Source organism: Chryseobacterium sp. DT-167, assembly GCF_058310155.1.
This window is the reverse complement of record NZ_JBZEEQ010000006.1, coordinates 1-26,123: the sequence shown is the minus strand read 5'-3', so window position 1 is coordinate 26,123 and position 26,123 is coordinate 1. Positions and strand designations below refer to the sequence as shown.

General features: G+C 34.3%; 24 protein-coding genes. 18 read left to right on the top strand and 6 right to left on the bottom strand.

The window, feature by feature from the left end:
* The first annotated feature begins 17 nt into the window (after positions 1 to 17).
* Positions 18 to 1,013: a DNA-directed RNA polymerase subunit alpha gene (locus AC4FQ5_RS09545; RefSeq protein ID WP_491142777.1), complete on the top strand. Its 996-nt coding sequence runs from the start codon at positions 18 to 20 to the stop codon at positions 1,011 to 1,013.
* A 6-nt stretch (positions 1,014 to 1,019) separates the two neighbouring features.
* Positions 1,020 to 1,547: a 50S ribosomal protein L17 gene (gene rplQ / locus AC4FQ5_RS09540; protein ID WP_491142775.1), complete on the top strand. Its 528-nt coding sequence runs from the start codon at positions 1,020 to 1,022 to the stop codon at positions 1,545 to 1,547.
* Positions 1,548 to 1,600: 53 nt separating this feature from the next.
* On the opposite strand, the gene AC4FQ5_RS09535 is transcribed toward rplQ, so the two are convergent.
* Positions 1,601 to 2,029, bottom strand: coding sequence for a hypothetical protein (locus tag AC4FQ5_RS09535; RefSeq protein WP_491142773.1), 429 nt, complete (start codon positions 2,027 to 2,029; stop codon positions 1,601 to 1,603).
* A gap of 178 nt (positions 2,030 to 2,207) precedes the next feature.
* Between AC4FQ5_RS09535 and AC4FQ5_RS09530 the strand changes: the two genes are divergently transcribed.
* The 12 genes from AC4FQ5_RS09530 (at position 2,208) to AC4FQ5_RS09475 (ending at position 14,761) form a co-directional block, all read left to right on the top strand.
* Positions 2,208 to 2,840: a response regulator gene (locus AC4FQ5_RS09530; protein ID WP_491142771.1), complete on the top strand. Its 633-nt coding sequence runs from the start codon at positions 2,208 to 2,210 to the stop codon at positions 2,838 to 2,840.
* Between the two features lie 6 nt (positions 2,841 to 2,846).
* Positions 2,847 to 3,620 carry a hypothetical protein gene (locus AC4FQ5_RS09525; protein WP_491142769.1) on the top strand — a complete coding sequence of 258 codons (774 nt, stop codon included), beginning with the start codon at positions 2,847 to 2,849 and terminating at the stop codon, positions 3,618 to 3,620.
* A gap of 630 nt (positions 3,621 to 4,250) precedes the next feature.
* Positions 4,251 to 5,039 carry a sensor histidine kinase gene (locus tag AC4FQ5_RS09520; protein ID WP_491142767.1) on the top strand — a complete coding sequence of 263 codons (789 nt, stop codon included), beginning with the start codon at positions 4,251 to 4,253 and terminating at the stop codon, positions 5,037 to 5,039.
* Positions 5,040 to 5,174: 135 nt separating this feature from the next.
* On the top strand, positions 5,175 to 5,501 hold the full coding sequence (locus AC4FQ5_RS09515) for a hypothetical protein (RefSeq protein WP_491142765.1): 327 nt from the start codon (positions 5,175 to 5,177) through the stop codon (positions 5,499 to 5,501).
* Positions 5,502 to 5,534: 33 nt separating this feature from the next.
* Positions 5,535 to 5,912 (top strand): hypothetical protein, encoded by a 378-nt coding sequence (locus AC4FQ5_RS09510; protein WP_491142763.1) that lies wholly within the window; start codon positions 5,535 to 5,537, stop codon positions 5,910 to 5,912.
* Between the two features lies 1 nt (position 5,913).
* Entirely contained in the window at positions 5,914 to 6,987 is a 1,074-nt protein-coding gene (locus AC4FQ5_RS09505) for a hypothetical protein (protein WP_491142762.1), read from the top strand.
* Positions 6,988 to 7,186: 199 nt separating this feature from the next.
* Complete coding sequence (gene eno / locus AC4FQ5_RS09500; RefSeq protein ID WP_491142761.1) at positions 7,187 to 8,479, top strand: phosphopyruvate hydratase; 1,293 nt, start codon at positions 7,187 to 7,189, stop codon at positions 8,477 to 8,479.
* Between the two features lie 82 nt (positions 8,480 to 8,561).
* Positions 8,562 to 9,848 (top strand): citrate synthase, encoded by a 1,287-nt coding sequence (locus AC4FQ5_RS09495; protein ID WP_491142759.1) that lies wholly within the window; start codon positions 8,562 to 8,564, stop codon positions 9,846 to 9,848.
* Between the two features lie 648 nt (positions 9,849 to 10,496).
* Complete coding sequence (locus AC4FQ5_RS09490; RefSeq protein WP_491142758.1) at positions 10,497 to 11,411, top strand: dimethylarginine dimethylaminohydrolase family protein; 915 nt, start codon at positions 10,497 to 10,499, stop codon at positions 11,409 to 11,411.
* Positions 11,381 to 11,908 (top strand): hypothetical protein, encoded by a 528-nt coding sequence (locus AC4FQ5_RS09485; RefSeq protein WP_491142757.1) that lies wholly within the window; start codon positions 11,381 to 11,383, stop codon positions 11,906 to 11,908. Before AC4FQ5_RS09490 ends, AC4FQ5_RS09485 begins: the two co-directional genes overlap by 31 nt.
* Positions 11,909 to 11,964: 56 nt before the next feature.
* Complete coding sequence (gene ctlX, locus AC4FQ5_RS09480) at positions 11,965 to 12,888, top strand: citrulline utilization hydrolase CtlX (RefSeq protein ID WP_491142755.1); 924 nt, start codon at positions 11,965 to 11,967, stop codon at positions 12,886 to 12,888.
* Between the two features lie 115 nt (positions 12,889 to 13,003).
* Positions 13,004 to 14,761 carry a discoidin domain-containing protein gene (locus AC4FQ5_RS09475; protein ID WP_491142753.1) on the top strand — a complete coding sequence of 586 codons (1,758 nt, stop codon included), beginning with the start codon at positions 13,004 to 13,006 and terminating at the stop codon, positions 14,759 to 14,761.
* Between the two features lie 154 nt (positions 14,762 to 14,915).
* Here AC4FQ5_RS09475 and AC4FQ5_RS09470 read toward each other — a convergent pair whose 3' ends face one another.
* Together AC4FQ5_RS09470 and AC4FQ5_RS09465 are read right to left on the bottom strand one after the other, a co-directional pair.
* Positions 14,916 to 15,821 (bottom strand): alpha/beta hydrolase fold domain-containing protein, encoded by a 906-nt coding sequence (locus AC4FQ5_RS09470; protein ID WP_491142751.1) that lies wholly within the window; start codon positions 15,819 to 15,821, stop codon positions 14,916 to 14,918.
* Between the two features lie 32 nt (positions 15,822 to 15,853).
* A complete protein-coding gene (locus tag AC4FQ5_RS09465; protein WP_491142749.1) occupies positions 15,854 to 18,136 on the bottom strand; it encodes a TonB-dependent receptor domain-containing protein in 2,283 nt (760 codons plus the stop codon).
* A 285-nt stretch (positions 18,137 to 18,421) separates the two neighbouring features.
* On the opposite strand from AC4FQ5_RS09465, the gene AC4FQ5_RS09460 reads away from it, so the two are divergent.
* Entirely contained in the window at positions 18,422 to 20,188 is a 1,767-nt protein-coding gene (locus AC4FQ5_RS09460) for a carboxypeptidase-like regulatory domain-containing protein (RefSeq protein WP_491142747.1), read from the top strand.
* Between the two features lie 45 nt (positions 20,189 to 20,233).
* Here the strand turns inward: AC4FQ5_RS09460 and AC4FQ5_RS09455 are convergent, their stop codons facing one another.
* From AC4FQ5_RS09455 to recJ, 3 genes are all read right to left on the bottom strand, one after another.
* Positions 20,234 to 20,572 carry a DUF3817 domain-containing protein gene (locus AC4FQ5_RS09455; RefSeq protein WP_491142746.1) on the bottom strand — a complete coding sequence of 113 codons (339 nt, stop codon included), beginning with the start codon at positions 20,570 to 20,572 and terminating at the stop codon, positions 20,234 to 20,236.
* 83 nt (positions 20,573 to 20,655) lie between these two features.
* Positions 20,656 to 21,240: a nicotinate (nicotinamide) nucleotide adenylyltransferase gene (nadD, locus tag AC4FQ5_RS09450; RefSeq protein WP_491142744.1), complete on the bottom strand. Its 585-nt coding sequence runs from the start codon at positions 21,238 to 21,240 to the stop codon at positions 20,656 to 20,658.
* A gap of 20 nt (positions 21,241 to 21,260) precedes the next feature.
* Positions 21,261 to 22,976, bottom strand: a complete 1,716-nt coding sequence (gene recJ, locus AC4FQ5_RS09445) for a single-stranded-DNA-specific exonuclease RecJ (protein WP_491142743.1) — start codon at positions 22,974 to 22,976, stop codon at positions 21,261 to 21,263.
* A gap of 217 nt (positions 22,977 to 23,193) precedes the next feature.
* On the opposite strand from recJ, the gene AC4FQ5_RS09440 reads away from it, so the two are divergent.
* From AC4FQ5_RS09440 to AC4FQ5_RS09430, 3 genes are all read left to right on the top strand, one after another.
* Positions 23,194 to 23,904, top strand: a complete 711-nt coding sequence (locus AC4FQ5_RS09440; RefSeq protein WP_491142742.1) for a ferritin-like domain-containing protein — start codon at positions 23,194 to 23,196, stop codon at positions 23,902 to 23,904.
* A 24-nt stretch (positions 23,905 to 23,928) separates the two neighbouring features.
* Positions 23,929 to 24,738, top strand: a complete 810-nt coding sequence (locus AC4FQ5_RS09435; RefSeq protein WP_491142740.1) for a ferritin-like domain-containing protein — start codon at positions 23,929 to 23,931, stop codon at positions 24,736 to 24,738.
* 97 nt (positions 24,739 to 24,835) lie between these two features.
* Positions 24,836 to 25,651, top strand: coding sequence for a M48 family metallopeptidase (locus tag AC4FQ5_RS09430; RefSeq protein ID WP_491142738.1), 816 nt, complete (start codon positions 24,836 to 24,838; stop codon positions 25,649 to 25,651).
* Positions 25,652 to 26,123: the final 472 nt, after the last annotated feature.

Genomic DNA, 26,123 nt, shown 5'->3' with positions numbered 1-26,123 from the left:
TTGCTCAACCCAATAATATGGCAATTTTACAATTCATAAAACCCGATAAAGTAATTCTACTTAACTCTGATGAATTTAAAGGTCAATTCGAATTCAGACCTCTAGAACCAGGTTTCGGGCTTACAATCGGTAATGCTTTGAGAAGAGTGTTGCTTTCTTCTCTGGAAGGATACGCTATTTCATCTATCAAAATAGAAGGTGTAGAGCACGAATTTTCAACGATTCCAGGAGTAATAGAAGACGTTACCGAAATTATTCTTAACCTTAAGCAGGTAAGATTAAAAGCTACGGCAGAAAACCAGACTAACGAACAGGTTGTTGCTAAAGTTTCCGGTCAAACTGTAATTACTGCTGGTGATTTAGGCAAATCAATCAATGGTTTTGAGATTCTTAATCCAGAATTGTTGATCTGTAACCTAAACTCAGATGTAACTTTCGAAATCACGTTTAATATAGAAAAAGGAAGAGGGTATGTACCTTCTGACCAAAACAAGTCAAACAATGCTCCTGTAGGAACTATTGCTATCGACTCTATTTTTACGCCGATCAAAAAAGTGCAGTACAGCATTGAAAATTATCGTGTAGAGCAAAAAACAGACTACGAAAAATTAGTATTAGATATTGAAACTGACGGTTCTATAAGCCCTCAGAATGCTTTGACTGAAGCTTCTAAGATATTGATTTATCACTTCATGTTATTCTCTGATGAGAGAATCACTCTAGAAACTGAAGCTGTAAAGGCATCTATCCAATACGATGAGGAAACTCTTCACACAAGACAACTCCTTAAGTCTAAATTAGCAGATATGGATCTTTCTGTAAGAGCCCTGAACTGTCTGAAGGCGGCTGAAGTTGAAACATTGGGAGAATTGGTTTCTTACAGTAAGTCTGATTTGATGAAATTCAGAAATTTTGGTAAAAAATCTTTGACAGAACTAGAAGAATTAGTGCATTCAAAAGGTCTTAACTTCGGTTTCGACGTTGCAAAATATAAATTAGACGCTGATAATTAAATAATAATGAGACACGGTAAAAAATTCAATCACTTAGGAAGAACAGCTTCTCACAGAAGCGCGTTACTTTCTAATATGGCTTGTTCTCTGATTGAGCATAAAAGAATCAACACTACTGTAGCTAAAGCTAAAGCTTTAAGAGTATATGTTGAGCCCCTATTAACAAAAGCAAAAGAAGATACTACACACAACAGAAGAATTGTTTTTTCATATCTTCAAAGTAAAGAAGCGGTTACTGAATTATTCAGAACTGTAGCTCCGAAAATCGCTGAAAGAAACGGTGGTTACACGAGAATCATCAAGACTGGTTTCAGACCTGGTGATGCTGCAGATACTGCTTTGATCGAGTTAGTTGATTTCAATGAGCTTTATAATCCTAATGCTGAGGAGAAAAAGACGACAAGAAGAAGCAGAAGATCTACAACAGCTACTAAAAAAGAAGCTGTAGTTGCTGAAGCTCCGGCAGTAGAAGAAAAAGTTGAAGAGCCAAAGGCAGAAGCAACTGATTCTACTGAAGAAAAAGCTGGTGAATAATATTCTTCAGATATATAAAAAACCGCTCAGATTCTGAGCGGTTTTTTTGTGTTTTATATTTTGGTTTTTACCAATTCTATTATGTTGTCACCCTGATGAAGAATCAGGCTGTCTCCTTTTACTGTTGCCTTCATCTCTGCTTTTTCATAACTAGTTTCAGTGCCGGTTGATTTTACTTTATCCAGAACAAATGTCTTTTTGTTGCTCGTAATCGAAACATTACTTTCTTTAGGGTCATAATTATAAACAACTTTTACTAATGATCCGTCAGTAGCTTTATAAACATAATCTGTTTTGATGGTCTTTTTACCGTTTACATCTACATTGTATCCGATCGTAGAATCTACTTTTCCGTTGTCTGCAAGAATGATTTGCTCTGAAGAATCACCTTTTACAATGCCTTTATTTCCACTCTCATTTTTTTTGCAGCTTATTAAAAATAAGGCTACAGAAGTTGCAGCAATAAGAATTCCTTTTTTCATTGAGTTTATTTTTGAAATTATTAATTTAAATTAATCTTCTATATATAGAATTTTCATTAAATTTAATAAAAACAAAAAACAAACCAATAACTGTTAACTCAAATTTTAAAATTACACAAAAGTGTAATTGTTTACTCTTTGTTTTCTGTTGAAATTTGTCTTAACGAAATCAATAAACATGAGCATTTCCATAGCCATAGTAGAAGACGAAAAAAACTACAACAATGCGTTGAAGAAAGTGATCGATTACCAAACCGATATGGAGGTGATCGCACAGTTCTTTGATGGAAATGCTGCTCTCAAGAATTTATCTACCCTTTCTCCCGATGTAGTTATGATGGATATCCAACTTCAGGATATGCTGGGAATTGACATTATCGGAAAGTTGAAAAAAGATATGTCCACAACTCAATTCATCATGTGTACAAGCTTTGAGAATGACGAAATGATTTTCAATTCTCTCAAAGCCGGTGCAATGGGATATTTGATCAAAGGCGAAAGTATGGATAAAATTCTATCATCAATCCGCGACGTTTACAACGGAGGCGCTCCTATGAGTTTTTCAATAGCAAGAAGAGTTTTAACTCATTTTGAAAGAAAAACAATTGAAGTAAAAGATTTTGAAGAGCTTACAAAACGCGAAACAGAAATTGTAGAACTTCTATCTCAAGGTCTTCTCTATAAAGAAATTGCTGATAAGATATGTATAAGCATTGATACCGTAAAAAAGCACGTCGGAAATATCTACAGAAAACTTCACGTAAACAATAAAGTGGAGGCTATTAATAAATTTAACCATTTTAAAAACTAAGAAATTATGAAGAAAAAAAATTTAATACCATTTTTGATCTTATTAGGTGTATTGTCATCAATATTTGTAGTTAGCGTGTTTCAATATCATACGGTAGTTAAGCCTTCTCTATATAAGACACCTCCAGAAATATTGAATGATATGAAAAAAAGATATTTAGCTTCAGGAAGGACATCAGAAAAAATATCCTCATTCACAAAACAGATTGAATTTCCTATAAGTTCTTTCACCACAATTATGGATGAAAAGCTGAATTATGAAATTACAGATACCTTAAGAGTACATTTTGTTCAAATAACGCCTGCTTTTATTACAAAGGTAAACGATGCACAATTTAAACAATACGAAAATAAATTATGGATTGCTTTTGAATATGTAGATAAAAATTCTAATAGAATAGGGAATGTCTTTTTATTTAATAACAAAGGAAAAAAATATATAATAGATAATGATTTAGCCTTATTAAAGTCGGCATACAGTAAAAATATACAGTCTGAAATAAATGATTTGGTAAAAAATTCTGATACAAATACTGACTATGCCAAAGTAGGAATTAATGAACTGAGTACATATATCAATGATATTAAAACAAGCAGTCTATTTTCAATTATCTATCCTGAAACAATGAAAATAGAGTTAACAGAATCTAGTACAACTAAAAAAATAGATCAAGCAGGTTATTTTACTTTTTTTACGGATGTTTATAGTAACTGGGGAATAGAAATTAAAAATCTCTCTGATTATGATATGAATTCTTTGTGCCCTCCAAACTGTCCATAAATTAATGTTAATTTTAAATAAAATATATGAAGCTTTAGTTTTGCTTATGTTCTTATATTCAGTTTATCTGAGTGTAAAAGGAAAGACAAAATTAAATTTTCATTTCTTCATTTATATTTCAGCGGTTCTTTTTGTTGATATTTTTTTAATTAAGATAAGGCAAAAGTTTTTAATAAATTCTAATTATGTATTTTTCGTTTTTATTATTGTTTCATACATTTATTTTTATTTTTTCTTTTTAAAAAACTTTAGTGACAGGTTTTATAAAAAGGTTTGGACGATTGTTTTTTTTATCTTTCTTTCCTTGACATTAATCTTTCAGATTGGGAATAATTTTTCACAACTTAGTTCAATTACTATAGCACTTCTTCCTTTATTCTACATTTTTGGAAGTATGGGGTGGTTTGCATATCTGCTTAATCAGGAAGTTAAAGGGAAAATTTTCGATAAAATGGCATTTTGGATTAGTAGTGGATTATTAATTTGGGGAGTGTTTTTTATTTTCAGAGGTTTACCGATGTATTATTTTAATAATACGGATCCTAAATTTTTATATGAGATTTCCAATGTGTTTACTATAATTAATATAATAACTTATTCACTTTTCTTTCGCAGTTTATTTTGTAAGCAATGAAAAATCTTCCAATAGAAATTAAAATAGTATATATAGTTGCCATAGCAGTTATGATGTTTTTCGTTGTATTCATCATATTTGTTGTTCTAATGTACAACCGTAAACAACTTTTATATCTCAAAGAAAAGCAACTTCAAGAATCAGAATACGAAAACCAACTCCTTCAAAAAGAACTTGAAAAACAAAAATCTATAGAACTCGAACGTGAACGTATTTCCCACGACATGCACGACGATCTTGGAGCAGGAATTTCTGCATTAAAACTTCAGGCAGAATTTTTAAAACAAAAAGCAGAAGATGAAGATTTAATAAGCGACATTAATGAACTTCTGAAAACATCCGAAGAAATGAACATTTCTATGCGTGAAATGCTTTGGAGCTTAAATTCAGGAAACGATACTGTTGAAAGTTTCGTTGAATATGCTAAAATTTATGCGGAGAGTTTTTTGAAAAAAACACACATTATATTAACTTTTGATAGAGATAAAATTATCTCGGAAACACCTATCTCAACAGAATTAAGACGTAATATGTTTCTATGTATCAAAGAAGCTTTAAACAATGCGTATAAATATAGCGGTGCAGATCAACTAAAGCTTTCGTTTATTCAGGAAAATAAATATTTGATTATGGAAATATCAGATAACGGAAAAGGATTTGATCAAGAAAAAGCCTCAGGAAACGGTCTCCGGAATATGGATCGTAGAATGAAAGAATCACGTGGAACATTTGAAATTTCATCCACAAACAAAGGAACTTCTATTTTATTCAAGATTAACTTATAATCTCCTTTGAAAAGTATTAAAGCAGCATCATTTTTATGATGCTGCTTTTTTTGTTTTGAAAATCACCCCTTTGTGTAATTGATTAGAGTTATAAATTATTAGAAATTTGAAGTATAAACTTTAAAACTAATAACGATGAAAACTTTAATTAACAATGACAGTATTCAAGATTTAGAAACCGAATTACAAAAAAACAATGATCTTCAAGAGAGATTTAAAGCAAATCCAATTGAAGCAATAAAAAATGTTGAAACGAAAAATCCAAAAGATACAGACTATTGGATCTACCGAATTATTGTGATTGCTCTTGGAGTTGCAGTAGTTACCATTATTATTGGACTCGTATTAATTTCCATGAGAAAAATCACTCTCGAAAATCAATTGATAACAATTTTTACCGCAATATCTTCAGGCGCAATAGGTGCATTAGATGGACTTTTGGCGCCTTCACCAAACCGATAATAACAATATTTTCAACTAAAAAATTCTAAAATCATGAAAAAAGAAATTAACATCAATCCAGTAAATGGAAATGTGAGTGTAAATGTAAAAACTACAGGTTTAGTAGGAGCGGGATATCATTTGGATGTTTTCGAGAAAAACAGCAATAATGTAATTTTCAGATATTCGGGAACAAACGTGTACGATCATGACGATTGGCGTGTTCTTCCCAATTCCGCAGAAATGAATGTTAACAGAGTTATCATGTTGAATACCACAGTGGTTCCTGCTGAAAATGATCCTGTTGAAGAAAAGAAATTTACAATTCGTTTACAGATATTTCAGAAAGGGAATATGATAGACGAAGCAGTGATTGCTGATAAAATTACAAAACAGCATAAAAAATTTATGACATTGGTAAAACTGATTTAAAATGAAAACAATTATCATCGTATTATTAATGTTTCCTTTGCTAACATTTGCGCAGAATCCTTCCGATAGTCTTGTCAAAAATTACAAACTGAATTTTGCACTTCCGGATAATCCTGCCTTTAAAGCTTTAGGAACAGAACCAAGCAATATTTTAAGACCATCATTAACTCAAGACTTCTCTTTCGTTGCATCCGAATTTTTTGATGGCAAAAATTTAATTATTCCAACATCTTTCGGTGTTGAAGTCAGCCCGATATTGCTTATGAACACTGAAACCATGACTTTAAGCCAATTCAGGAAACATAACGCATGGAAAACATCACGCTTTTCATTAGGAACTCTTAAAGATTCATTGAAAACAAGAAATATATCATTAGGATATAGAATTACGGTAATCAACAAAGGGGATTTGCGTACAGATACTGAAGGTCTTGAAGAGTTTCTGCAAAAAGTTGCAGTTGCAAAATCAAAACAGCGAGCCGATCTCGTAATAGAATTCTTAAACGTAAATAATCTTCAGATCTTTAGTATGACTCATGAAGATAGTTTGAGGATGGAAAAATATGTTCAGGATAATTTCAACGAAACAGATGATGAGTTTGAAGAAAGAATTAAAAAGTTAAGAGAAGAATACAAAAATAATCATTGGAATGCAGAAAAGCTTGATTTTGCTGCTGCTTTCGTAGGTCAGTCCTCGGATTCTTTAGTATCAAATGTTTCGTTCCGTAATTTCTCCGTTTGGAGTACATATGCTTTACGGATCAAGAAATTTGCTCAGGTTTTAGTGGGTGTAAATTATCAACTTAATAACTTGCTAGATAAAGATTATCATTCAGTAAGTATTTCAAACAGGAATTATTTTGGCAGCAACAGAATTAAATTCTTTTTTGAAGAGCAGTTGAAATACGATCAGTTTCTAGGAGATAAAACAAATCTTCTTCTAAATCTTGGAGCTGAAGCAAATCTTAGCAAAGGATTTTGGATTGATCTCAATGCAGGTTTCATAAAAGATTATAATAATAATTCGTCTGATTTTGTCTCACAGCTCAGGTTCAGATATACATTACCGGAATAAAAATTACCGCCTCTTATGATAGAGGCGGTTTTTAGTTGTGAATAGATAAGTTACATATAATCTATTTTAAATAAAGACTATATTTTGAATTTATTAAAATTAACTAAAATTTAACTCAAAAAACATCAATTACCATATTTCGAATAACGAAAAAACTTATTTTTTAATTAAATTTGTCTAAACTATAAATAAACAAAAAATGAGTTACATTTCTTACATAGAAGCGAGACAGATTTTGGATTCAAGAGGGAATCCTACAGTGGAAGTTGATGTATTTACAGAAAGTGGTGCGATGGGTCGTGCTGCCGTACCTTCTGGAGCATCTACCGGAGAACATGAAGCAGTAGAATTGCGTGATGGCGGTTCTGAATGGATGGGAAAAGGTGTTTCTAAAGCTGTAGAAAATGTAAGAGAAGTGATTGCTCCTGAGTTAGTGGGTCTTCCTGTTTATGATCAGAATCTTTTAGACCAAATCATGATCGATTTAGACGGAACTAAAAATAAAGGAAATATTGGTGCTAACGCAATTCTTGGTGTTTCTTTAGCTGCTGCAAAAGCTGCTGCTGCTGAACTAAAAATGCCGTTATACAAATATATCGGTGGTGTAAATGCAAATACACTTCCTGTTCCGATGATGAATGTAATCAATGGGGGTTCTCACTCAGATGCGCCGATTGCTTTCCAGGAATTTATGGTAATGCCGGTAAAAGCAGATTCTTTCTCTCATGCATTGAGAAAAGGAACTGAAATTTTTCACAACCTTAAAGCGATTCTTCATTCAAGAGGTCTTTCTACTGCGGTAGGTGACGAAGGTGGTTTTGCACCAACTTTCAAAGGAACTGAAGATGCTTTAGATACTTTGCTTCAGGCTATTGAAAAAGCTGGTTACAAACCAGGTGATGATGTAATGATTGCATTAGATTGCGCAGCTTCAGAATTCTACAAAGACGGAGTTTACGATTACAGAAAATTCCAGACTCCGGATGCAGCTCAGTTTACAAGCAGTGAGCAGGTTTCTTACTTGGCTGAATTGGCAAACAAATATCCAATTATCTCTATCGAAGATGGGATGCAGGAAAATGACTGGGAAGGTTGGAAAATGTTAACCGATAAAATCGGTGACAGAGTACAATTGGTTGGGGATGATTTATTTGTAACCAATGTTGAGAGATTAAAAAGAGGGGTTGATGAGGGAATTGCTAATTCAATTTTGGTTAAAGTAAACCAGATCGGTTCTCTTTCTGAAACAATGGCAGCAGTGCAAATGGCTCAACACAACAAGTTTACATCTGTAATGTCTCACAGATCTGGAGAAACCGAAGATTCTACAATTGCTGATTTAGCAGTAGCAATGAATTGCGGTCAGATCAAGACAGGTTCTGCTTCAAGATCAGACAGAATGGCGAAGTACAACCAACTGTTGAGAATCGAAGAAGCTTTAGGTGATACAGCTTATTTCCCTGGTTTAGAAGCTTTCAAAATAAAAAGATAAAATAAAATAAAAAAAACAGCAAACTTTTTTAGTATTGCTGTTTTTTGTGTATTTTTAAGAAATTTAAATAAAATATTATATAATGTCAGACAACAAAGTTATATTGAATTATGACGGTAATTCGTATGAATATCCTATCGTAGATAGTACAATCGGAGACAGAGGAATAGATATTTCAAAATTAAGAGATCAAACGGGTCTTATTACCTTAGATTTAGGGTACAAAAATACAGGTGCTACATTAAGTGAAATCACTTATTTAGATGGTGATAAAGGAGAATTATTCTACAGAGGTTATCCTATCGAGCAGATTGCTGAGAAGTCAAACTTTACAGAAGTAATGTATCTTTTGTTACACGGTGATTTACCTACAACAGATCAATTCAATACCTTCAACGGGAATATCAAAAAATATAACTTCGTAGCAGAGGAGATGAAAAAAATCATCGATGCTTTCCCTCGTTCTGCTCATCCAATGGGAGTTTTGTCTTCTCTTACTTCTGCTTTGACTGCTTTTAATCCTAAAGCTGTTAACGTAAATTCAAAAGAGGAGATGGATCTTGCTGCAGAATTGCTGATTGCTAAATTTGCTCACCTTGCTGCATGGACGTACAGAAAAACTTTAGGTTTGCCATTAAATCACGGAGATAACAACCTGAATTATGTAGAGAATTTCTACAAAATGGCTTTCAGACAACCAAATGCTGATTTTGAAATCAACCCTGTAGTTGTTGAAGCTTTAGATAAATTATTGATTCTTCATGCGGATCATGAGCAAAACTGTTCTACATCTACAGTAAGAATGGTTGGTTCTGCTCACACAGGTCTTTTTGCTTCAGTTTCTGCCGGTATTTCTGCACTTTGGGGTCCGCTTCACGGTGGTGCGAACCAGGCAGTTATTGAAATGCTTGAATTGATCGAAAAAGATGGTGGAGACGTTAATAAATGGGTTGAAAAAGCTAAAGATAAAAACGATAGCTTCCGTTTGATGGGATTCGGACACAGAGTATATAAAAATTTCGATCCGAGAGCAAAAATCATCAAAAAAGCTGCTGACGATTTGTTAGTTGCACTAGGAATTGAAGACAAAGCTCTTGATATTGCAATGCAGCTAGAAAAAGTAGCTCTTGAAGACGAATACTTTATCGAAAGAAAATTATATCCAAACGTAGATTTCTATTCTGGAATCATCTACAGAGCGTTGGGAATTCCTACAGAAATGTTTACAGTAATGTTTGCATTGGGAAGACTTCCGGGATGGATCGCTCAATGGAAAGAAATGAGATTAAAAGGAGATCCGATCGGAAGACCAAGACAGGTTTACCAAGGAGCTCAACAAAGAGATTATATCGATATTGCAAACAGATAATATTGTTTTCTCAGATAAATTTAAATCCCAAAGTTTACTTTGGGATTTTTTGTTGACCAATCTTCTATAATTATTAATGATTAAAATGTACTATTGATTATTGCGTTTTAATAAAAGCATAATGATTGTAGAAAAAAAGTGATTCAATCGCTTAAGCTCCGTAGGAGCGCCATGTCTATAGAAATGCATCCCCTATCAGTCGAGCTCCTTAAGAGCGGAATGTTTGTAACAGAAAATGGTTTCTTGTGAATGGCAGCTCAACTTACACATAAATTTAAAACCAAACAATTGTCCGAATGTTTCAAATAATAACTTACTACACGTTTTTGGGTAATAAAAAAATAGCGAATGATGGAATATTTTGCCTGACTATAATTAATTTTGTAACAAACAACATATTAGTATTTTCAGTTTAAAGATTATATAATTTAATTTTCGTTCTCTATACATTATTTATATCTGGAAAATACGGATTCGATAGATAAAATTTGATGATATACAGGATTTTTAAAACTAAAATCCTGCAAGCGAATTACACACATTTTATTCAATATTAAATTTTTGACTTCGATGTTCTTTAATTATATTTGTGGCTGATGCTATGTAATCAATGCTTTACTTAAAGCTTAGACATTAGACGTATTTTTTATGAAACTAAATATTAAAAACGAAACCGGCAGACTAAAATCAGTAGTTCTGGGACAGCCCAATTCGATGGGTCCCGATCCCACTTTAGAAGAAAGTTATGATGCCAAATCATACCATTCCATTCTGCACAATATTTATCCTAAAGAGAAAGATATTATTGAGGAAATGGAAGCTTTTGAAAAAGTATTGAAAAAATATGATGTTGAAGTTCTTCGTCCGAGTATTATCAAAGATTACAATCAGGTTTTCGCAAGAGATGTTTCATTTGTGATTGAAGATAAGATGATTATTTCCAATGTCATTGCGGACCGCGCAGACGAACAGGATGCATATCGCTCCATCTTTGAAAAAGTAAAATGGCGTGATATCATCAATCTTCCCGACACTGCCCATATCGAAGGCGGAGATGTCATTGTATGGAATGATTTTATTTTCATAGGAACGTGTTTCTCACAAGATTACAGAAATTACAAAACAGCCAGAACCAACGAATATGCCATAGAAATTCTGAAAGAATATTTTCCGAAGAAGAGAATTCTCGATTTTGAACTGAAGAAAAACGACAGAGAACCTTATCAGGGAATTTTGCATTTAGACTGTACATTTAACCCGATCGGAAATGATAAATGCATCATTTATAAAAACGGTTTTGTAGACGAAAGTGATTACAACTTAATCATCGATATTTTCGGAGAAGAAAACTGTTTCCACGTTACAGATGAAGAAATGTTTGAGATGTTCCCGAATATTTTTTCGATTTCTCCGGAAGTTGTCGTTTCAGATAAATCATTTACAAGAATGAACGAGCATCTTAGAAACGAGTGGGGAATGACTGTTGAAGAAATTCCATACAGAGAGATTTCTAAAATGGGAGGTTTGCTGAGATGTTCTACGATGCCTTTGGTAAGAGAGTGATGGTTTTGAACATTTTAAAGAAATCAAAAGGAATACTTCTTTTTATAATAATAACTTCTTGTTCAAAAAAAGTTGAACATACTTACGAAGATACTTCTTATCAAAACTGGGAAAACCTTGAGGTCGAAACAGGATACCAAACCATTAAAATTTCCAAATTCTCTGATTCGGCAGAATATGAAAATATAGTTTATAAAAAAGGTATTTATGATATTCCACCAAAATATGAGATAGACAAAAAGCAAAAATATAAAGTTTACTTTTCAAAATCTGAAAAAGATAGCTTAGCTCGATATATTTACGAATCAGTTACAAATCCAAAATTTACCGATATTCTTGCAACTGATTACGTTGGAAATGTAAAGTTGAAATTTGATAGAGAAAATATGAATTTAATTTGTGAATATAAATCTGTTGGAATGTGGAATGAAGTTTCGGAAAACACAAAGAAAATATATGAGCTAATAAAATCGAAAGTTGAAATTTCAAAACAGTAAAAAGCTTTCTGGTATTTTGCCGAAATAACTATTCAATAATAACTAAACCACAAACAATGCAGACAACAGATACAGTACTCATGATAGAGCCGATTGCATTCGGTTACAACGCAGAAACAGCAGAGAACAATTACTTTCAGGTAGAGCAGAAAGGAGCAGATATTCAGTCAAAAGCTTTGGCTGAATTCAAGATTTTTGTTGAAAAACTGAAGAGCAAAGGAATTAATGTCATCACAATAAAAGATACGATTGATCCTCACACTCCGGATTCTATTTTCCCAAATAACTGGGTGAGTTTTCACAACGATGGTAAAGTAGTTCTATACCCGATGTTTGCATCCAACAGAAGAGTAGAACGACGAGAAGATATTATCGAAAGTATTAAAGAACAGGGGTTTGAAGTTGCCGAAATCGATGATTGGTCTTTACCGGAAATTCAGGGACACTTTTTGGAAGGAACAGGAAGTATGATTTTTGATCACGATAACAAAATTGCTTATGGTTCAGTTTCTTTACGATTAGATGAAAATCTGTTCAGAGAATTTTGTGAAAAATATAATTTCACACCTGTTGTTTTCCACTCTTTTCAGACGGTAGGCTCAGAAAGACTTCCGATTTATCACACCAATGTAATGATGTGTGTGGCAGACAAATTTGTTGTGATTTGCTTAGATTGTATCGATGATGAGCTTGAAAGAAGCAAAGTTATTGAAACCATCAAAAATTCAGGGAAAGAAATCATTGAAATTTCTGAAGAACAGATGAAGCAATTCGCAGGAAATATGCTTCAGGTTCAGAATAAAGAGGGCGAAAAGTTTTTGGTAATGAGCCAGACTGCTTATCAGTCTTTAAACCCTGATCAGGTTTCAAATATCGAAAAATATTGTGAAATCATTTATTCAGATCTCAATACCATTGAAGTAAATGGTGGCGGAAGCGCACGCTGTATGCTTGCTGAGGTTTTCCTTCCGAAAAAATAATTTTTTAAGTTATCTGCAACACAACTTCTGATATTAATGTCAGAAGTTTTTTTATGTTTTGAAAATTCAGGCAACAGTTTAAAATTCTTAAATTTGTAATAGTATAAAGAAGATTATGATTAAAAAGCTATACTTAAATTTAGCGATTCTGCTAAGTTTTTCATTTAATGCACAACAAAAAACATACTGCAACCCGATCAATATTGATTATGGCTATACGCCTTTTGAGGTTTTTTCAAAGCAGGGAAAACACCGTGCTACGGCAGATCCGGTAATCGTCAATTTCCAGAAAAAACTGTTTCTTTTTTCTACCAATCAGGAAGGATATTGGCACAGCGACAATATGCTCGACTGGAAATTTGTCAAAAGAAAATTCCTGAGAGATAATAAATATACCCACGATTTGAATGCTCCCGCAGTCTGGGCAATGAAAGATACTTTATACGTGTACGGCTCAACTTGGGAATCTGATTTTCCGATTTGGAAAAGTACGAATCCTACTGTAGACGACTGGAAAATTGCAGTTGATACGTTGAAAGTTGGAGCTTGGGATCCTGCTTTTCATTATGATGAAGATAAAAACAAACTGTATCTGTATTGGGGATCGAGCAACGAGTGGCCGCTTTTGGGAACGGAAGTGAAAGTGAAAAACTTACAATCTCAAGGTTTTGTAAAACCTATTTTAAGACTAAAACCCGAAGATCACGGTTGGGAACGTTTCGGGGAATACAATGACAATGTTTTTCTGCAGCCTTTTGTGGAAGGAGCTTGGGTGACTAAGTACAAAGACAAATATTATATGCAGTATGGTGCTCCGGCGACAGAATTCAGCGGATATTCTGACGGAGTTTATGTTTCAAAAAATCCTCTGGAAGGTTACGAATACCAACAGCACAACCCGTTTTCTTATAAACCGGGAGGTTTTGCAAGAGGAGCAGGACACGGAGCGACTTTCGAAGACAATTTTAAAAACTGGTGGCACGTTTCAACGATTTTTATTTCCACTAAAAATAATTTTGAAAGACGTTTGGGAATCTGGCCGGCTGGTTTTGATAAGGATGATGTGATGTATACAAACACTGCTTATGGCGATTATCCGACTTTACTTCCCCAGTTTGCACAGGGAAAAGATTTTTCGAAAGGACTTTTCCCTGGTTGGATGTTGCTGAATTATAATAAGCCTGTTCAGGTTTCGTCAACTTTGGGTGGTTATCACTCTAATAATGCAGTGGATGAAGATATTAAAACATACTGGAGTGCAAAAACAGGAAATTCCGGAGAATGGTTTCAGACAGATTTAGGTGAAGTTTCTACAATTAATGCGATTCAGGTCAATTATGCCGATCAGGATGCAGAATTTATGGGAAAAACTGAAGGCAAAATGCATCAGTATAAAATCTACGGATCAAATGATGGCAAAAAATGGAAAGTTATTGTCGATAAAAGTAAGAATACAAAAGACGTTCCCCACGATTATATCGAATTGGAAAAACCAGCCGAAGCAAGATATTTAAAAATGGAAAATCTCAAAATGCCGACAGGAAAGTTTGCATTAAGCGGTTTCAGAGTGTTTGGAAAAGGAGCGGGTGCGAAACCTGCAAAAGTTCAGAATTTTGTTCCGTTAAGAGCTGATGCTAAAAAATATGGCGAAAGAAGAAGTATCTGGATGAAGTGGCAACAGAACTCAGAAGCAGACGGTTATGTTATTTATTGGGGGAAATCTCCCGATAAGTTATACGGAAGCATAATGGTATATGGTAAAAATGAATATTTCTTTACCGGGGCCGACAGAGTAGATTCTTATTACTTCCAGATTGAAGCTTTTAATGCAAATGGAATTTCTGAGAGAACGGATGTTGTAAAATCGGAATAGGTTTTAATTTTTAACCCAAAAGAACTGTTGCATCAGGTTTGTTATTCCGCAGGAATTTAAACATAGAAATTAGAATTAATCTGTACTTAGATTCTTCCGGAATGACAAAATGAGTATTTAATAAGATCGCTTTGGAAATTTTCAAAGCGTTTTTTTATTTGATCTGCTTTAGAAATTCATCAATTTTATTAATTAAAAACGGTGAATTTTTCTCGTTGTCCCAATCAAGATGACCGCCGGAAAATTCGAAAGACTGATTATAGATTCCATTTTTATTCAAAGCCGAATCTAAAATTGATTTTTGTGATAATGGAATGACCTGATCATTATTTCCATAGAAAGAAATGGTTGGTGGTGACTTTTCGTTGATCCAATACACCGGATTTGGAATGTCTCTATTGGTAAGATCAGTCGGAGTAGGCGTTTTCAGGTCAATCATATGCTTTTCAATAAAATCATAATCAGAATAGTGGGTAAAATCTTTGTGCAATAAATCTGCGGGTCCCACAATATTGGCGATAGCTTTGATGTTGTGATGATGCTTAAAATCAAAAAAAGAATTGTAGCCATATAACATTGATAAATGCGCTCCTGCACTGTTTCCCAGTAAAATGAATTTTGCATTTGTCCCAAATCTTTTCACCAATAAACCGAGTACACTATCAATATCATCAGTTTGATTGGGAAGAGCAAAAGAGTTTATATCTGCCAAACGGTAATTAATATTTGCAAATGCATGATCAGGAAGTTTCTGCATTAATGATAATGTAAAAAATGTAAGATTAGATTTATCCCCTGCTTTCCATCCACCGCCATGAATGATGACGAAAATTTCTTTAATTGAATCTTTATTTTTTGGAATATATAAATCTAATTTTTGTTCAGAATCGGTTCCATAAGAGATATTCATTTCTTTATCAAACGAAATGTCTTTTCCGAGATTTACCGTTTTTTCTTTACATCCTACAAATATTAAGATGAGTAAAAGGATTACCAGAGATTTATTCATACTCATAAAGATAGAAAAACCCACCAGTTTCCCGGCAGGTTTCTCGTACAAAATAATATATATGAAGAATGATTGTTTTATTTTTATCTCGTTCTGTTTTTGATGGCGTCAGACGCGCCTTCGATGTCTCTTACTTTTTTCACTTTCTGATTTCCGAAATTGTAAGTAATACTGAATGTTCCGCCTCTTCTGAACTGGTCGTTTCTGACATAATTGTAATTTCCGTTAGCCTGGTAATCTTCAATTTCTACGATATTTGTTCTCAAAACATCAGTTACATTCAAGGCAAACGTCCAGTCGTTCCAGTTTTTCTTGATGCTTAGATCCAGGCTCATCAGGTTTTTCAGCATTCCCAATTCTATCTGCTGCTTATCTACGAAGAAATAATTAACTCCCAGGAACCACGTTTTCTTTTTGTCAAGGCGAATAGTGTTGTTGGTTTGAATGAGGATACTCGTAGAGCTGATCTTATTTTCATACGTAGGAAACACATCTCCTGAAGTTGGGTCAACGCTTAGACTTCCGTTGTTTACGTTTCTTTGAAGACCAATGTTGAAATTCATTGTAAGGTATTGTTTGAAAAGTGTTTTCTGAATTCCAATCATTGCAGACATTTCCTGTTTGTCACCGAAATTAGTGCGGATGTATCTCAACTGTTTGTAAGAATCCATGATCGGCTGACCGTTTGATCCCAGAACCGGATTTCCGTTTTCATCTCTTCTAGGCTTCAGAATATCTCTCTGCAAAGGCACCTGTGTGATGGCATCTTTTATTAATGAATGATTGATAATCAAAAAATATGAGCTTTTAAACATATAAGTCAATTCATGGCTATATATTGAAGATGCTTTTACAAAAGGATTGTTTTGGGTGTAATTGTCCTCCGTAAGAATGTTTCTCACAGGATTAAGCTCCCAGAAACTAGGTCTTCTCATTCTGCTAGAAAAAGCGTAAGAAATATTATTTTTATCATTAACAGCATAATTGAAACTCAGATACGGAAGCAGATTATTATAATCTCTCTCAATTTTTCTGTATTCCGGAGCAGCATTGTCTGATGTACCCAAACTGCTGGTTATCTCGTAGCGTGTACCGATCTTTCCTGAAAATTTATCCGAGAATTTCTTTTCCAGTGTCAGATAGGCACCAAAAATATTTTCATCATATATAAAATGATTAGGTGCAAATTCCGGTGTTTCACCTTCTATAAATGTGTCGTTTTTTGTATCGTTATCCGTTTTAGTTTTATTAAAATTTCCGCCAATGGCTACTGTGAAGTCTTTTTTAAACTTCTGAATGTAATCTGTAGTTCCGGAAAAATTATTAATGATCTGCGGCAGATTCTGATAAATGGTCTGGCTTAATAATCCGTCATTTCCTTCAGCATCAGATAAAAAGGTTTTATTATCAGTAAACTGGAATCTTCTGTAATTCAGGTAGGCCGCATTTAAATTTAGTTTGCTTCCCAGCGAATCGGTTTTCAGTTCATAATTCAGATTAACCGAATTGTTGTAGCTTCGGGCATCTTCTTTATTTCTTGAATTGGTGTAATTGGTAATATAAGATTGCGTTTTTGTATCAAGAGAACGAATAGTATTGAATAAATTGACTGTAGAGTTGTAACTTTTGTTCGCACTGGAATTCCATGACAAAGCCAGATTGCTTTTTTCTGTGAGTTGATAATCTAAATTGAGGTAACCTCCGACATATTGATTAGGATCATCAATGTTTCCCACAGATTCATTAGATGAAGAAGCATTTCCGTTTCGCAAAATATAGCTTTGTGCCTGAATATTATCACCGCCGTAAAGATTAGAACTTATTCCCAGTTTATCTTTTCGGTAATTCAGCGAAAAACTTGCTGAGCTTCCGTTGTATTTATTTTGGGAATTAGACATTCTCATGTTTCCGCTTGTGCCATCGCTCATTTTCTTTTTGAGAACGATATTGATGATTCCGTCTGAAGATTCTACCTGAAACTCACTTCCGGGAACAGTAATCACTTCAATTTTCTGGATATTTTCTGCAGGAGTATTTTTTAGGAATTGAGTAACAGATTCTGCATCCATATTGGTTTTTCTGCCATTGATGTAGATCAGTGCGTTGTTTTTTCCTGCAATCTTTAGTGTCTTGTCGTCTGTTGTAGAAAGCAGAGGAGTTTGTCTCAACAAATCAAAAGTTGTATTTCCTTTGGCGACTGGTGATGCGGCAACATCGTAAACAAAACGGTCGCTTTGTTTTTTGAAGACCTGCTTTGTTAAGACAACTTCTTCGATTTTTTTTGTTTTTAAAGTATCAGATTTTTTTTCCTGAGCAAATGTCAGTCCGGTGAAGAATATAGCGGCGATAAGAAGTGGCGTTTTCATGATTTTGAAGTTTAATAGTTTATAGATGCTTGTATTTGTTATTATTTAACATTGCAAAGATATGTAATAAATTTAGTATCATGCAATACAAAGTAGTAAAAATATTTTATTTTTATTTGTAACTGTTTGTATATGAGTTACTAAAATTTTATAATTAAAAAAATACTTCTTTTTATTTCTACATAATTAGACAATCAAAGAAGCGATTTTGTTACATCATAAAATAAATTATTAAGTTCACTTTTTTTTGAGTAATTTAGAGTTCACAATAAAACGTAATAATTTATGACAAAACTTTACTCATTATTCATGATTTTAATGATTCTTGTATCATGTAAAAGCGATTCTTTTATTGATCTCGAAAATCAGCAGCAGGGAAATCAGGAAACAAACTTTAACTTTGGAAATTCAGCACAGAGAAATTTTCACGGTTTGGTTTTATCAACAGATGGAACACCTGTTTCCGGAGCGACGGTTACTATCGGATCAGCAACTGTACAAACCAATTCTAAAGGAATTTTTGTAATTAAAAATGCCGATGTGAAAGAAAATTTCGCTTACGTAAAAGTAACGAAAACTGGTTTTGTAAATGGTTCCCGTACAATGGTTCCTACCAACGGAAGCAACAAAATCAACATTATGATGATTCCTGCAACCAACACTTCTACCATTGCTTCAGGTGCTACTGCTACAGTATCTTTACCAAACGGAACAAAAGTAAAATTCGACGGAAGCTTTAAAGATGCTAACGGAAATGCATACAGCGGAAATGTAAATGTAGCCATGTTTCATCTGAAACCTTCAGATCAGTATCTTAATGAACTGATGCCCGGATCTTTACTTGCAAACAATATCGGAGGAAATGCAAGAGTAATGGAGACTTTCGGAATGCTGCATGTACAACTGACAGGCGCTTCCGGGCAAAATCTTCAGATTGCTAATGGTCATACTGCTGAAATGACAGTGGCGATAGATGCTACTCAAACTTCAACGGCTCCTTCTACAATTCCGTTGTGGACATTTAACGAAACTACAGGAATTTGGCAGGAAGAAGCTTCCGCAACAAAGATTGGAAATACTTATGTAGGAAATGTAAGTCACTTTTCTTGGTGGAATTGCGATGCACAGTTTCCTCAATGTATTTTGAATGTTCATATTCAAAATTCTACCGCATTGCCATTGAGTAATGTAACGGTAAGAATATTTAGACAAAACCAGAACTCTACTTCCGCAATTACAGATGGAAACGGAAATGCATCGGGAATCGTACCTGCTGGTGAAAATTTAACTTTGAAAATTCTTGATGCTTGTAACAATGTAATTGTCACCAATAATATTGGACCTTTTGCAAATAATTCTAACAATACACTTCCTGCAATTACAATCTCTCAGAATTTGAACAATATTATTACAACAACAATTACAGGTACCCTTAAAGATTGTTCTGGTAATAATGTAACTAACGGATTGGCGTATTTATCTTATGGTTCAAGCACAAATTATTTTTCCGGCTATTCTGCAGTCGTAACTAACGGAGGCTTTTCTTTTAATGTTTTAGGTTGTGCATCAAGCCAGCAATTAACATTTCTAGGTGCAGATTTCACCAATCTTCAAACTACAGGAAATATTAATTTTACCGCAACTTCGCCTACAACTAATCTGGGTAATCTTACTGTTTGTACCGCTACGACAGAATTTGTTAATAGCCAGACAGATACTCAGGCTATAAAATACTTTATCACTCCAATTTTTGCAAGCAATTATTCGCAATCTCCAATCGGGGGTGGAGGATTAAATGTAAGTTCACAAAATGCGACAGGCAGTTTTTATTTAACTTCCCAAAACATATCATCAGTAGGAACATATATCTCAAACTTTAGTATAGAATCTTCTGGAGGAGTTATTCAGGCGAATGGAAATAATCTTACGCTACAAATAAGCAATTTTGGTGCAGTAGGGCAGTACATTGATTTTACAATAAACGGAACTTACGCCAATACTACAGGTTCACATACATTGAGCGTAACAGGACACGTCATCAGAGATAATTAAATTTAAAATTATACTAAAAAAGAGGCTTCCAAAGAGCCTCTTTTTTTATTCTCTGTCAAAACGAGCCAGTTTTTTATCGATCCAAATTGTAGCAAACGGAAAAAAAGCAGCGATCAAAGCGAAGACGGTATCTTCATCGTCCCAGGTGTATATTTTTCTTACGGATGGTAAAAATAAAAGGTAAAGCGTAAAAAATAATCCGTGAATACTACCAATTGTACTAATGTAAATAATTGGTAAAACTCCTTCAGGATCAGTTCGTATCCAGATCATTGCTGTAAACAGAAAAAACCATGATATAGCTTCTGCCATACAGATTTGTTTAAACCATTTAATGAGTTTTTCCTGAGGATATTTTGAGAAAAAATTTTCGATGAATTCCATGTTACTAAAAAATTAATTTTGCCTAACTTCTAACTTCTAACTTCTAACTTCTAACTTCTAACTTCTAACTTCTAACTTCTAACTTATTTATAAAAACTACTTCCGTCCAAATACTCAAAAACCTCCGGTGGAAGCATCGGTCTCACATTTTTACCTTCTTTGATCATATTACGGATCTCAGTTGCAGATAACTCAACCACGGGAGCTTTGATCATAGAAATATTTTCGTGCTGCAGATATTCAGAATCTTTTTTCTCGCCTTCAAAAACTCTCGGATAGACGATGATGTGATGGTTTTTAATTAAAACTTCAGAATTTTTCCATTTGTGAAGCCCGTTGAGGTTATCTTCTCCCATGATCAGACTGAAAGAATAATCAGGATGTTTTTCCTGGAGATACGTTAAAGTATCAATCGTGTAACTTGGTGTAGGTAAAGAAAACTCTACGTTTGAAGCACGCATTTGAGGATAATTTTTTACTGCAAGCTGCACCATATCGAGACGGTTGTGATCTTTCAGAAGTGATTTTTTTTCCTTAAAAGGATTCTGTGGACTCACTACAAACCACAATTCATCCATGTCAGAATTTTCAAGAATATAATTAGCCAAAATCAAATGACCAATATGAATCGGGTTGAAAGAACCGAAAAATAAGCCGATTTTTTTCAAAGTTGAGGTTAAGTTTAAGGTTAGTCTTCTCTGAATTTCACGTCTCTTATATTTAAATAATGCGTCACATTACCCTTCCAGTGATTTTCTTCTAAAGTAAATGCAATATCGAAAGATTTATTCCTGAAATCATCCGCAAACTGTCCGAGTTTAAAGCCGACACATTCTATATTTCTTCCTGTAGATTCCTGTTTGATATAGAATTTAAGGTGATTGTTATCTTTTCCCATAGTTTTCAGATAGCCTGCAATCTTTTGATTTCGCAAAACCAGATTCGGCTTCATATTCTGAGGACCAAATGGTGCCAATTTTCTGTGAAAATTGATAAAATCTCTGTTGATTTCGTCGATTTCTATATCAGCATCTATAGTAATTGAAGGTTCTTTTTGATGATCTTTTATTTTTTCGGCAACGGTTTTTTCAAATTTAATTTTGAAAGCATCAAACTTATCTTTTTCCATAGAAAGTCCGGCTGCAGCGTGATGTCCGCCAAATTTCAGAAAATATTCCGAGCATAAATCAAGTGCTTCATGTACGTCAAAATCTGAAACAGATCTTGCAGAAGCTACCATTTCACCGTTATTTCCATCTGTGAAAACTAACGTAGGTTTATAATAAGTTTCTATAAGCCGTGATGCAACAATTCCGATTACTCCTTTGTTCCACTCCGGATGATAAACAATTGTGGTGTATTTTGTTTCCTGTTGAGATTCTATAATTTGTTTTAAAGCAGATTCCGTAGAAAACATATCCAGTTCTCTTCTTTCATCATTCAGATTCATGATGTCTCCCACAATTTGCTGGGCGTGCTTCAGATTGTCTGAAACCATGAGTTCTACTGCGGCTTTTCCTTGCGAAATTCTACCTGCAGCATTGATTTTCGGAGCAATTTCAAAAACAATATTTGAAATTTCGAAATGTGAAAGCTTATCTTCAGGAATCAATAATCTCAGACCCAAATTGCGTGTTTTTCTGAGAACTTTCAGTCCCATTTTTGCCAGAACCCTGTTTTCACCGGTCATCGAAACGATATCTGCTGCAATAGAGATGGCAAGAAGATCTGTCAGTTCAAACAATTCCGTTTCGGGGATTTTGTAAATCGTATTTAGTCCCTGACACAGTTTAAAACCAACTCCACATCCGGAAAGCTCCTTAAAAGGGTATCTGCAGTCGCTTCTTTTTGGATCTAAAACAGCTACCGCATCAGGAATTTCGTCTCCGGGTAAATGGTGATCGCAAATAATGAAATCAATATGTTTTGCTTTCGCATAATTAATCATATCAATTGACTTGATTCCGCAGTCTAATGCAATGATCAGAGAAAAACCGTTTTCTTTAGCAAAATCAATTCCTTCGGTAGAGATTCCGTAGCCTTCAGAATTTCTGTCGGGTATATAGAAGTCTAAATATTTTTTCTGAACAATTTTTCTTAAATAAAGATAGGTAAGTGCAACAGCAGTGGTCCCGTCAACATCGTAATCTCCGTAAACCATTATTTTTTCACCGTTTTCAATGGCTGTTGCAATACGCTCAACTGCTTTTTGCATATCTGCCATCAAAAAAGGATTGTGGATATCTGTCAGGTTGGGCTTGAAAAATTCGCGCGCTTTCTGATAATTGTCAATTCCTCTAAGAACCAACAGTTTGGATTCAAAAGTTCCAAAACCAAGCGACGAACTCAATCCGTCAACAGTTTCCTCATCAGGTTCGGTTTTATAAATCCATTTTTGACTCATTTCACAAAAATAAGTAAAATTTATTTTAAAAAAGATTGAATTTTAGCTACCACACAAAAGTATAATGGTATTGTAATTGTGTATGGTTCAATGTTTTTTGATATTTTTTGAAGATTAGTTTAATAAAAATTCATTTTTTTTAAAAATATGAAAACCAAATTAAAACTAATGTCGTAGATATCATTAAAAGTAACTAAACCCTTCTAAAAATAATATTATGAAAAAACCAATCTATGTTTCTAATCAGGGAGCTACCCTGGATACCAGCAGAAGAAACTTTTTAAAACTAAGCGGCATCGGTATTGCCGTTGCCGGGCTTACTTTGGTAGGCTGTAATGATGACGATTTTGAATATAATGATAATAAGATATTCGATTTGGGTGTGGGCGATGTAGGTGTTCTGAACTATGCATATGCTCTTGAACAGTTAGAAGCCGATTTTTACACGAAAGTTGTCAATAACTTTTATGCAGGAATTTCAAATGCGGAAAAAGAAGTTTTAACAGATTTGTATCACCACGAGGTAATTCACCGAGATTTTTTCAAAGCTGCAATTACAGGTGCAACTCCAAATGTTTTACCGACACTTGAATTTCAGTATCCTAATGTAAATTTCAATGACAGAAACTCTGTTTTGGCAACAGCAAAAGCTTTGGAAGATACGGGAGTGGCGGCTTACAATGCTGCAGGTAAATATATTACCAACCCAACTTATCTTGTACTTGCCGGTAAAATTGTTTCTGTAGAAGCTAGGCATGCATCAGCAATCAGAGATTTGATTAATCCATTAACTGCAGCCTTCTCCGGAGATGATGTTGTTGATCCTGTTACAGGTCTTGATGTAGCGAAAGAACCGAAAGATGTCGTAGCGGCAGCCGGAGGATTTATTAAAACTCCATTTACCTGGAAAGAAAGAGGTATTAACTAATTATTCACTTCAAAATCTATTATTATGAACATTTTAAAACTATTAGATAAACTTTCTGACGATTCTTTTTTCACAAAACAAACGTCAAGATTAGACAACCTTTCAGATCTTTCTACATTCGGTAAAAAAGCGGCAGTTGCAGCATTACCTTTAGGATTAGGAAGCTTTATGGCAACTTCTGCAAAGGCTGAAACCAAAACAGAACCAACTTTAGCCATGAAAAGTGCGTTGACAGATGCTCTTCAGCTAGCTTTAACTTTAGAATATTTAGAAGATGAATATTACAGAATAGGATTGCAGACTGCAAACTTAATTCCTACGGCAGATAAAGTAGTTTTTCAGCAGATTTCAAAACATGAGGCAGCCCACGTTACATTTCTTAAAAGTACATTAACGTCATTGGGCGTTACTCCAGGTGCAAAACCTACTTTCGACTTTACAGCGAATGGTGCTTTTACACCTTTTACAAATTATCAACAGTTTTTAACTCTTGCCCAGGCTTTTGAAGATACAGGGGTAAGAGCTTATAAAGGACAGGCCGGAAACGTAATGTCAAACGGGACAGTACTTCAGGCAGCTTTACAGATTCACTCTGTAGAGGCAAGACATGCATCTATGGTTCGTAGAATGCGTGCAAACAAAGGTTGGATCGAATTGGCGAATGGGGGAAATATGCCTGCAGCGACCAATCCTGTATATAATGGAGAAGATGTAACAATGCAGGCAGGATTCAATACTGCAACGGTCTTTGGTGCAGCTGCAGGTTCAGCAGCATATGATGAGGTATTGACAGGAGCAGAAGCTACCGCAATTGCTACCTTGTTTATTGATTAATTTAATTTATATAGTTTAGATTAGATCCTTTTTCGGCAGTTCTCCGGAAAAGGATTTTTTGTAAAAAAGTATTATCTTAGTTGACTAAACTATATTTATGAAAAAAATTATTATCGGAGCGCTATTCCTAGCCTCGCTAAATGCAGTTCATGCACAGAAAATCAATCTCGGAAAAGCTACAGACATCATTTCTAAAGGAGCAAAAGCATTAACTTTTACCAATGAAGATGCAATTAAACTTTCAAAAGAATCTGTAGATTATATGGATAAGAAAAATGTGATTGCAGGACCAAAAGATCCTTACACCGTTAGATTAAATAAGCTTTTTGCTAAACATAAGTCTCAGGACGGACTAAATCTGAACTATAAAGTGTACAAAGTTAAAGACATGAATGCTTTTGCCTGTGCAGATGGAAGTGTACGCGTTTTCTCTTCATTAATGGATGTTATGACCGACGCTGAATTGTTGGCGGTTATCGGGCACGAGATTGGTCACGTTAAAAATCAGGATACAAAAGACGCTATTAAGTCTGCTTATTTAAAAGCTGCTGCTTTGGACGTTGCTTCTTCCGCTTCTTCCACAATTGCAACATTGAGTGACAGTCAGGTAGGAAAGATGGCAAATGCATTTTTAGAAGCTTCTCACAGTAAGACGCAAGAGTCTGAGGCTGATATTTATTCTTATGATTTTATGAAAGCTAATAATTATAATGTGGTAGGTGCTTATACTGCATTCAAGAAATTAGGATTACTTTCCGAAGGTGCGACCGCACAGTCAGGTTTACAGAAAATGTTTAATTCACATCCTGACAGCAATAAAAGAGCTGAGGCAATCAAAAAGAGAGCAGAGAAGGACGGTCTTTGGAAAGATCCAGGTACAGTTTCTCTTCCAACAGCAAAATTGACAAAGTAAATGTGATACATATAATAGTAGGAAGTCCGATTTATGTCGGGCTTTTTGCATTTAAGAGGAATGGTTTACTGTAATAATACTATCAGTCGAGCTCCGTAGGAGCGGCACGTTTGTATACAATTAAAGATAAAAAAAACTAACAATTAAAATTTATGATTCATGAATAAAACTTCAGGAAGAAAATTCACAACCGTACTTATTCAGATAATCGCCCCTTTAATGACTACAAATCAAACTGATCAATCCCCCGAACCATTTGCCTTACTGATTCCTCCCCCTCTCCAACCCTCCGACACCCCCTCTCTCCATCTCTCCAGCACTCCGACGCTCTCCCTCCCCAACATTTTTACCTTAGGTATTTTAAAATTTTCCTTCACGGTTTCAATCTCTTACGATTGCATATTAATTTAAATTAAACATAATGTTAAATAAGTTTGGATTGTAAGGGTATGAATTGCTACTTTTGCCCCAC

What these genes read in the sequence shown, in the direction of transcription:
- AC4FQ5_RS09440 (WP_491142742.1), top strand. Translation starts at nt 23,194, where the DNA reads ATGAAAAAACCAATCTATGTTTCTAATCAGGGAGCTACCCTGGATACC.
- ctlX (WP_491142755.1), top strand. Translation starts at nt 11,965, where the DNA reads ATGCAGACAACAGATACAGTACTCATGATAGAGCCGATTGCATTCGGT.
- AC4FQ5_RS09460 (WP_491142747.1), top strand. Translation starts at nt 18,422, where the DNA reads ATGACAAAACTTTACTCATTATTCATGATTTTAATGATTCTTGTATCA.
- AC4FQ5_RS09510 (WP_491142763.1), top strand. Translation starts at nt 5,535, where the DNA reads ATGAAAAAAGAAATTAACATCAATCCAGTAAATGGAAATGTGAGTGTA.
- AC4FQ5_RS09485 (WP_491142757.1), top strand. Translation starts at nt 11,381, where the DNA reads ATGTTCTACGATGCCTTTGGTAAGAGAGTGATGGTTTTGAACATTTTA.
- recJ (WP_491142743.1), bottom strand. Translation starts at nt 22,976, where the DNA reads ATGAGTCAAAAATGGATTTATAAAACCGAACCTGATGAGGAAACTGTT.
- AC4FQ5_RS09490 (WP_491142758.1), top strand. Translation starts at nt 10,497, where the DNA reads ATGAAACTAAATATTAAAAACGAAACCGGCAGACTAAAATCAGTAGTT.
- AC4FQ5_RS09465 (WP_491142749.1), bottom strand. Translation starts at nt 18,136, where the DNA reads ATGAAAACGCCACTTCTTATCGCCGCTATATTCTTCACCGGACTGACA.
- AC4FQ5_RS09505 (WP_491142762.1), top strand. Translation starts at nt 5,914, where the DNA reads ATGAAAACAATTATCATCGTATTATTAATGTTTCCTTTGCTAACATTT.
- AC4FQ5_RS09530 (WP_491142771.1), top strand. Translation starts at nt 2,208, where the DNA reads ATGAGCATTTCCATAGCCATAGTAGAAGACGAAAAAAACTACAACAAT.
- AC4FQ5_RS09435 (WP_491142740.1), top strand. Translation starts at nt 23,929, where the DNA reads ATGAACATTTTAAAACTATTAGATAAACTTTCTGACGATTCTTTTTTC.
- AC4FQ5_RS09525 (WP_491142769.1), top strand. Translation starts at nt 2,847, where the DNA reads ATGAAGAAAAAAAATTTAATACCATTTTTGATCTTATTAGGTGTATTG.
- rplQ (WP_491142775.1), top strand. Translation starts at nt 1,020, where the DNA reads ATGAGACACGGTAAAAAATTCAATCACTTAGGAAGAACAGCTTCTCAC.
- eno (WP_491142761.1), top strand. Translation starts at nt 7,187, where the DNA reads ATGAGTTACATTTCTTACATAGAAGCGAGACAGATTTTGGATTCAAGA.
- AC4FQ5_RS09535 (WP_491142773.1), bottom strand. Translation starts at nt 2,029, where the DNA reads ATGAAAAAAGGAATTCTTATTGCTGCAACTTCTGTAGCCTTATTTTTA.
- AC4FQ5_RS09455 (WP_491142746.1), bottom strand. Translation starts at nt 20,572, where the DNA reads ATGGAATTCATCGAAAATTTTTTCTCAAAATATCCTCAGGAAAAACTC.
- AC4FQ5_RS09475 (WP_491142753.1), top strand. Translation starts at nt 13,004, where the DNA reads ATGATTAAAAAGCTATACTTAAATTTAGCGATTCTGCTAAGTTTTTCA.
- AC4FQ5_RS09430 (WP_491142738.1), top strand. Translation starts at nt 24,836, where the DNA reads ATGAAAAAAATTATTATCGGAGCGCTATTCCTAGCCTCGCTAAATGCA.
- AC4FQ5_RS09495 (WP_491142759.1), top strand. Translation starts at nt 8,562, where the DNA reads ATGTCAGACAACAAAGTTATATTGAATTATGACGGTAATTCGTATGAA.
- AC4FQ5_RS09520 (WP_491142767.1), top strand. Translation starts at nt 4,251, where the DNA reads ATGAAAAATCTTCCAATAGAAATTAAAATAGTATATATAGTTGCCATA.
- AC4FQ5_RS09545 (WP_491142777.1), top strand. Translation starts at nt 18, where the DNA reads ATGGCAATTTTACAATTCATAAAACCCGATAAAGTAATTCTACTTAAC.
- AC4FQ5_RS09515 (WP_491142765.1), top strand. Translation starts at nt 5,175, where the DNA reads ATGAAAACTTTAATTAACAATGACAGTATTCAAGATTTAGAAACCGAA.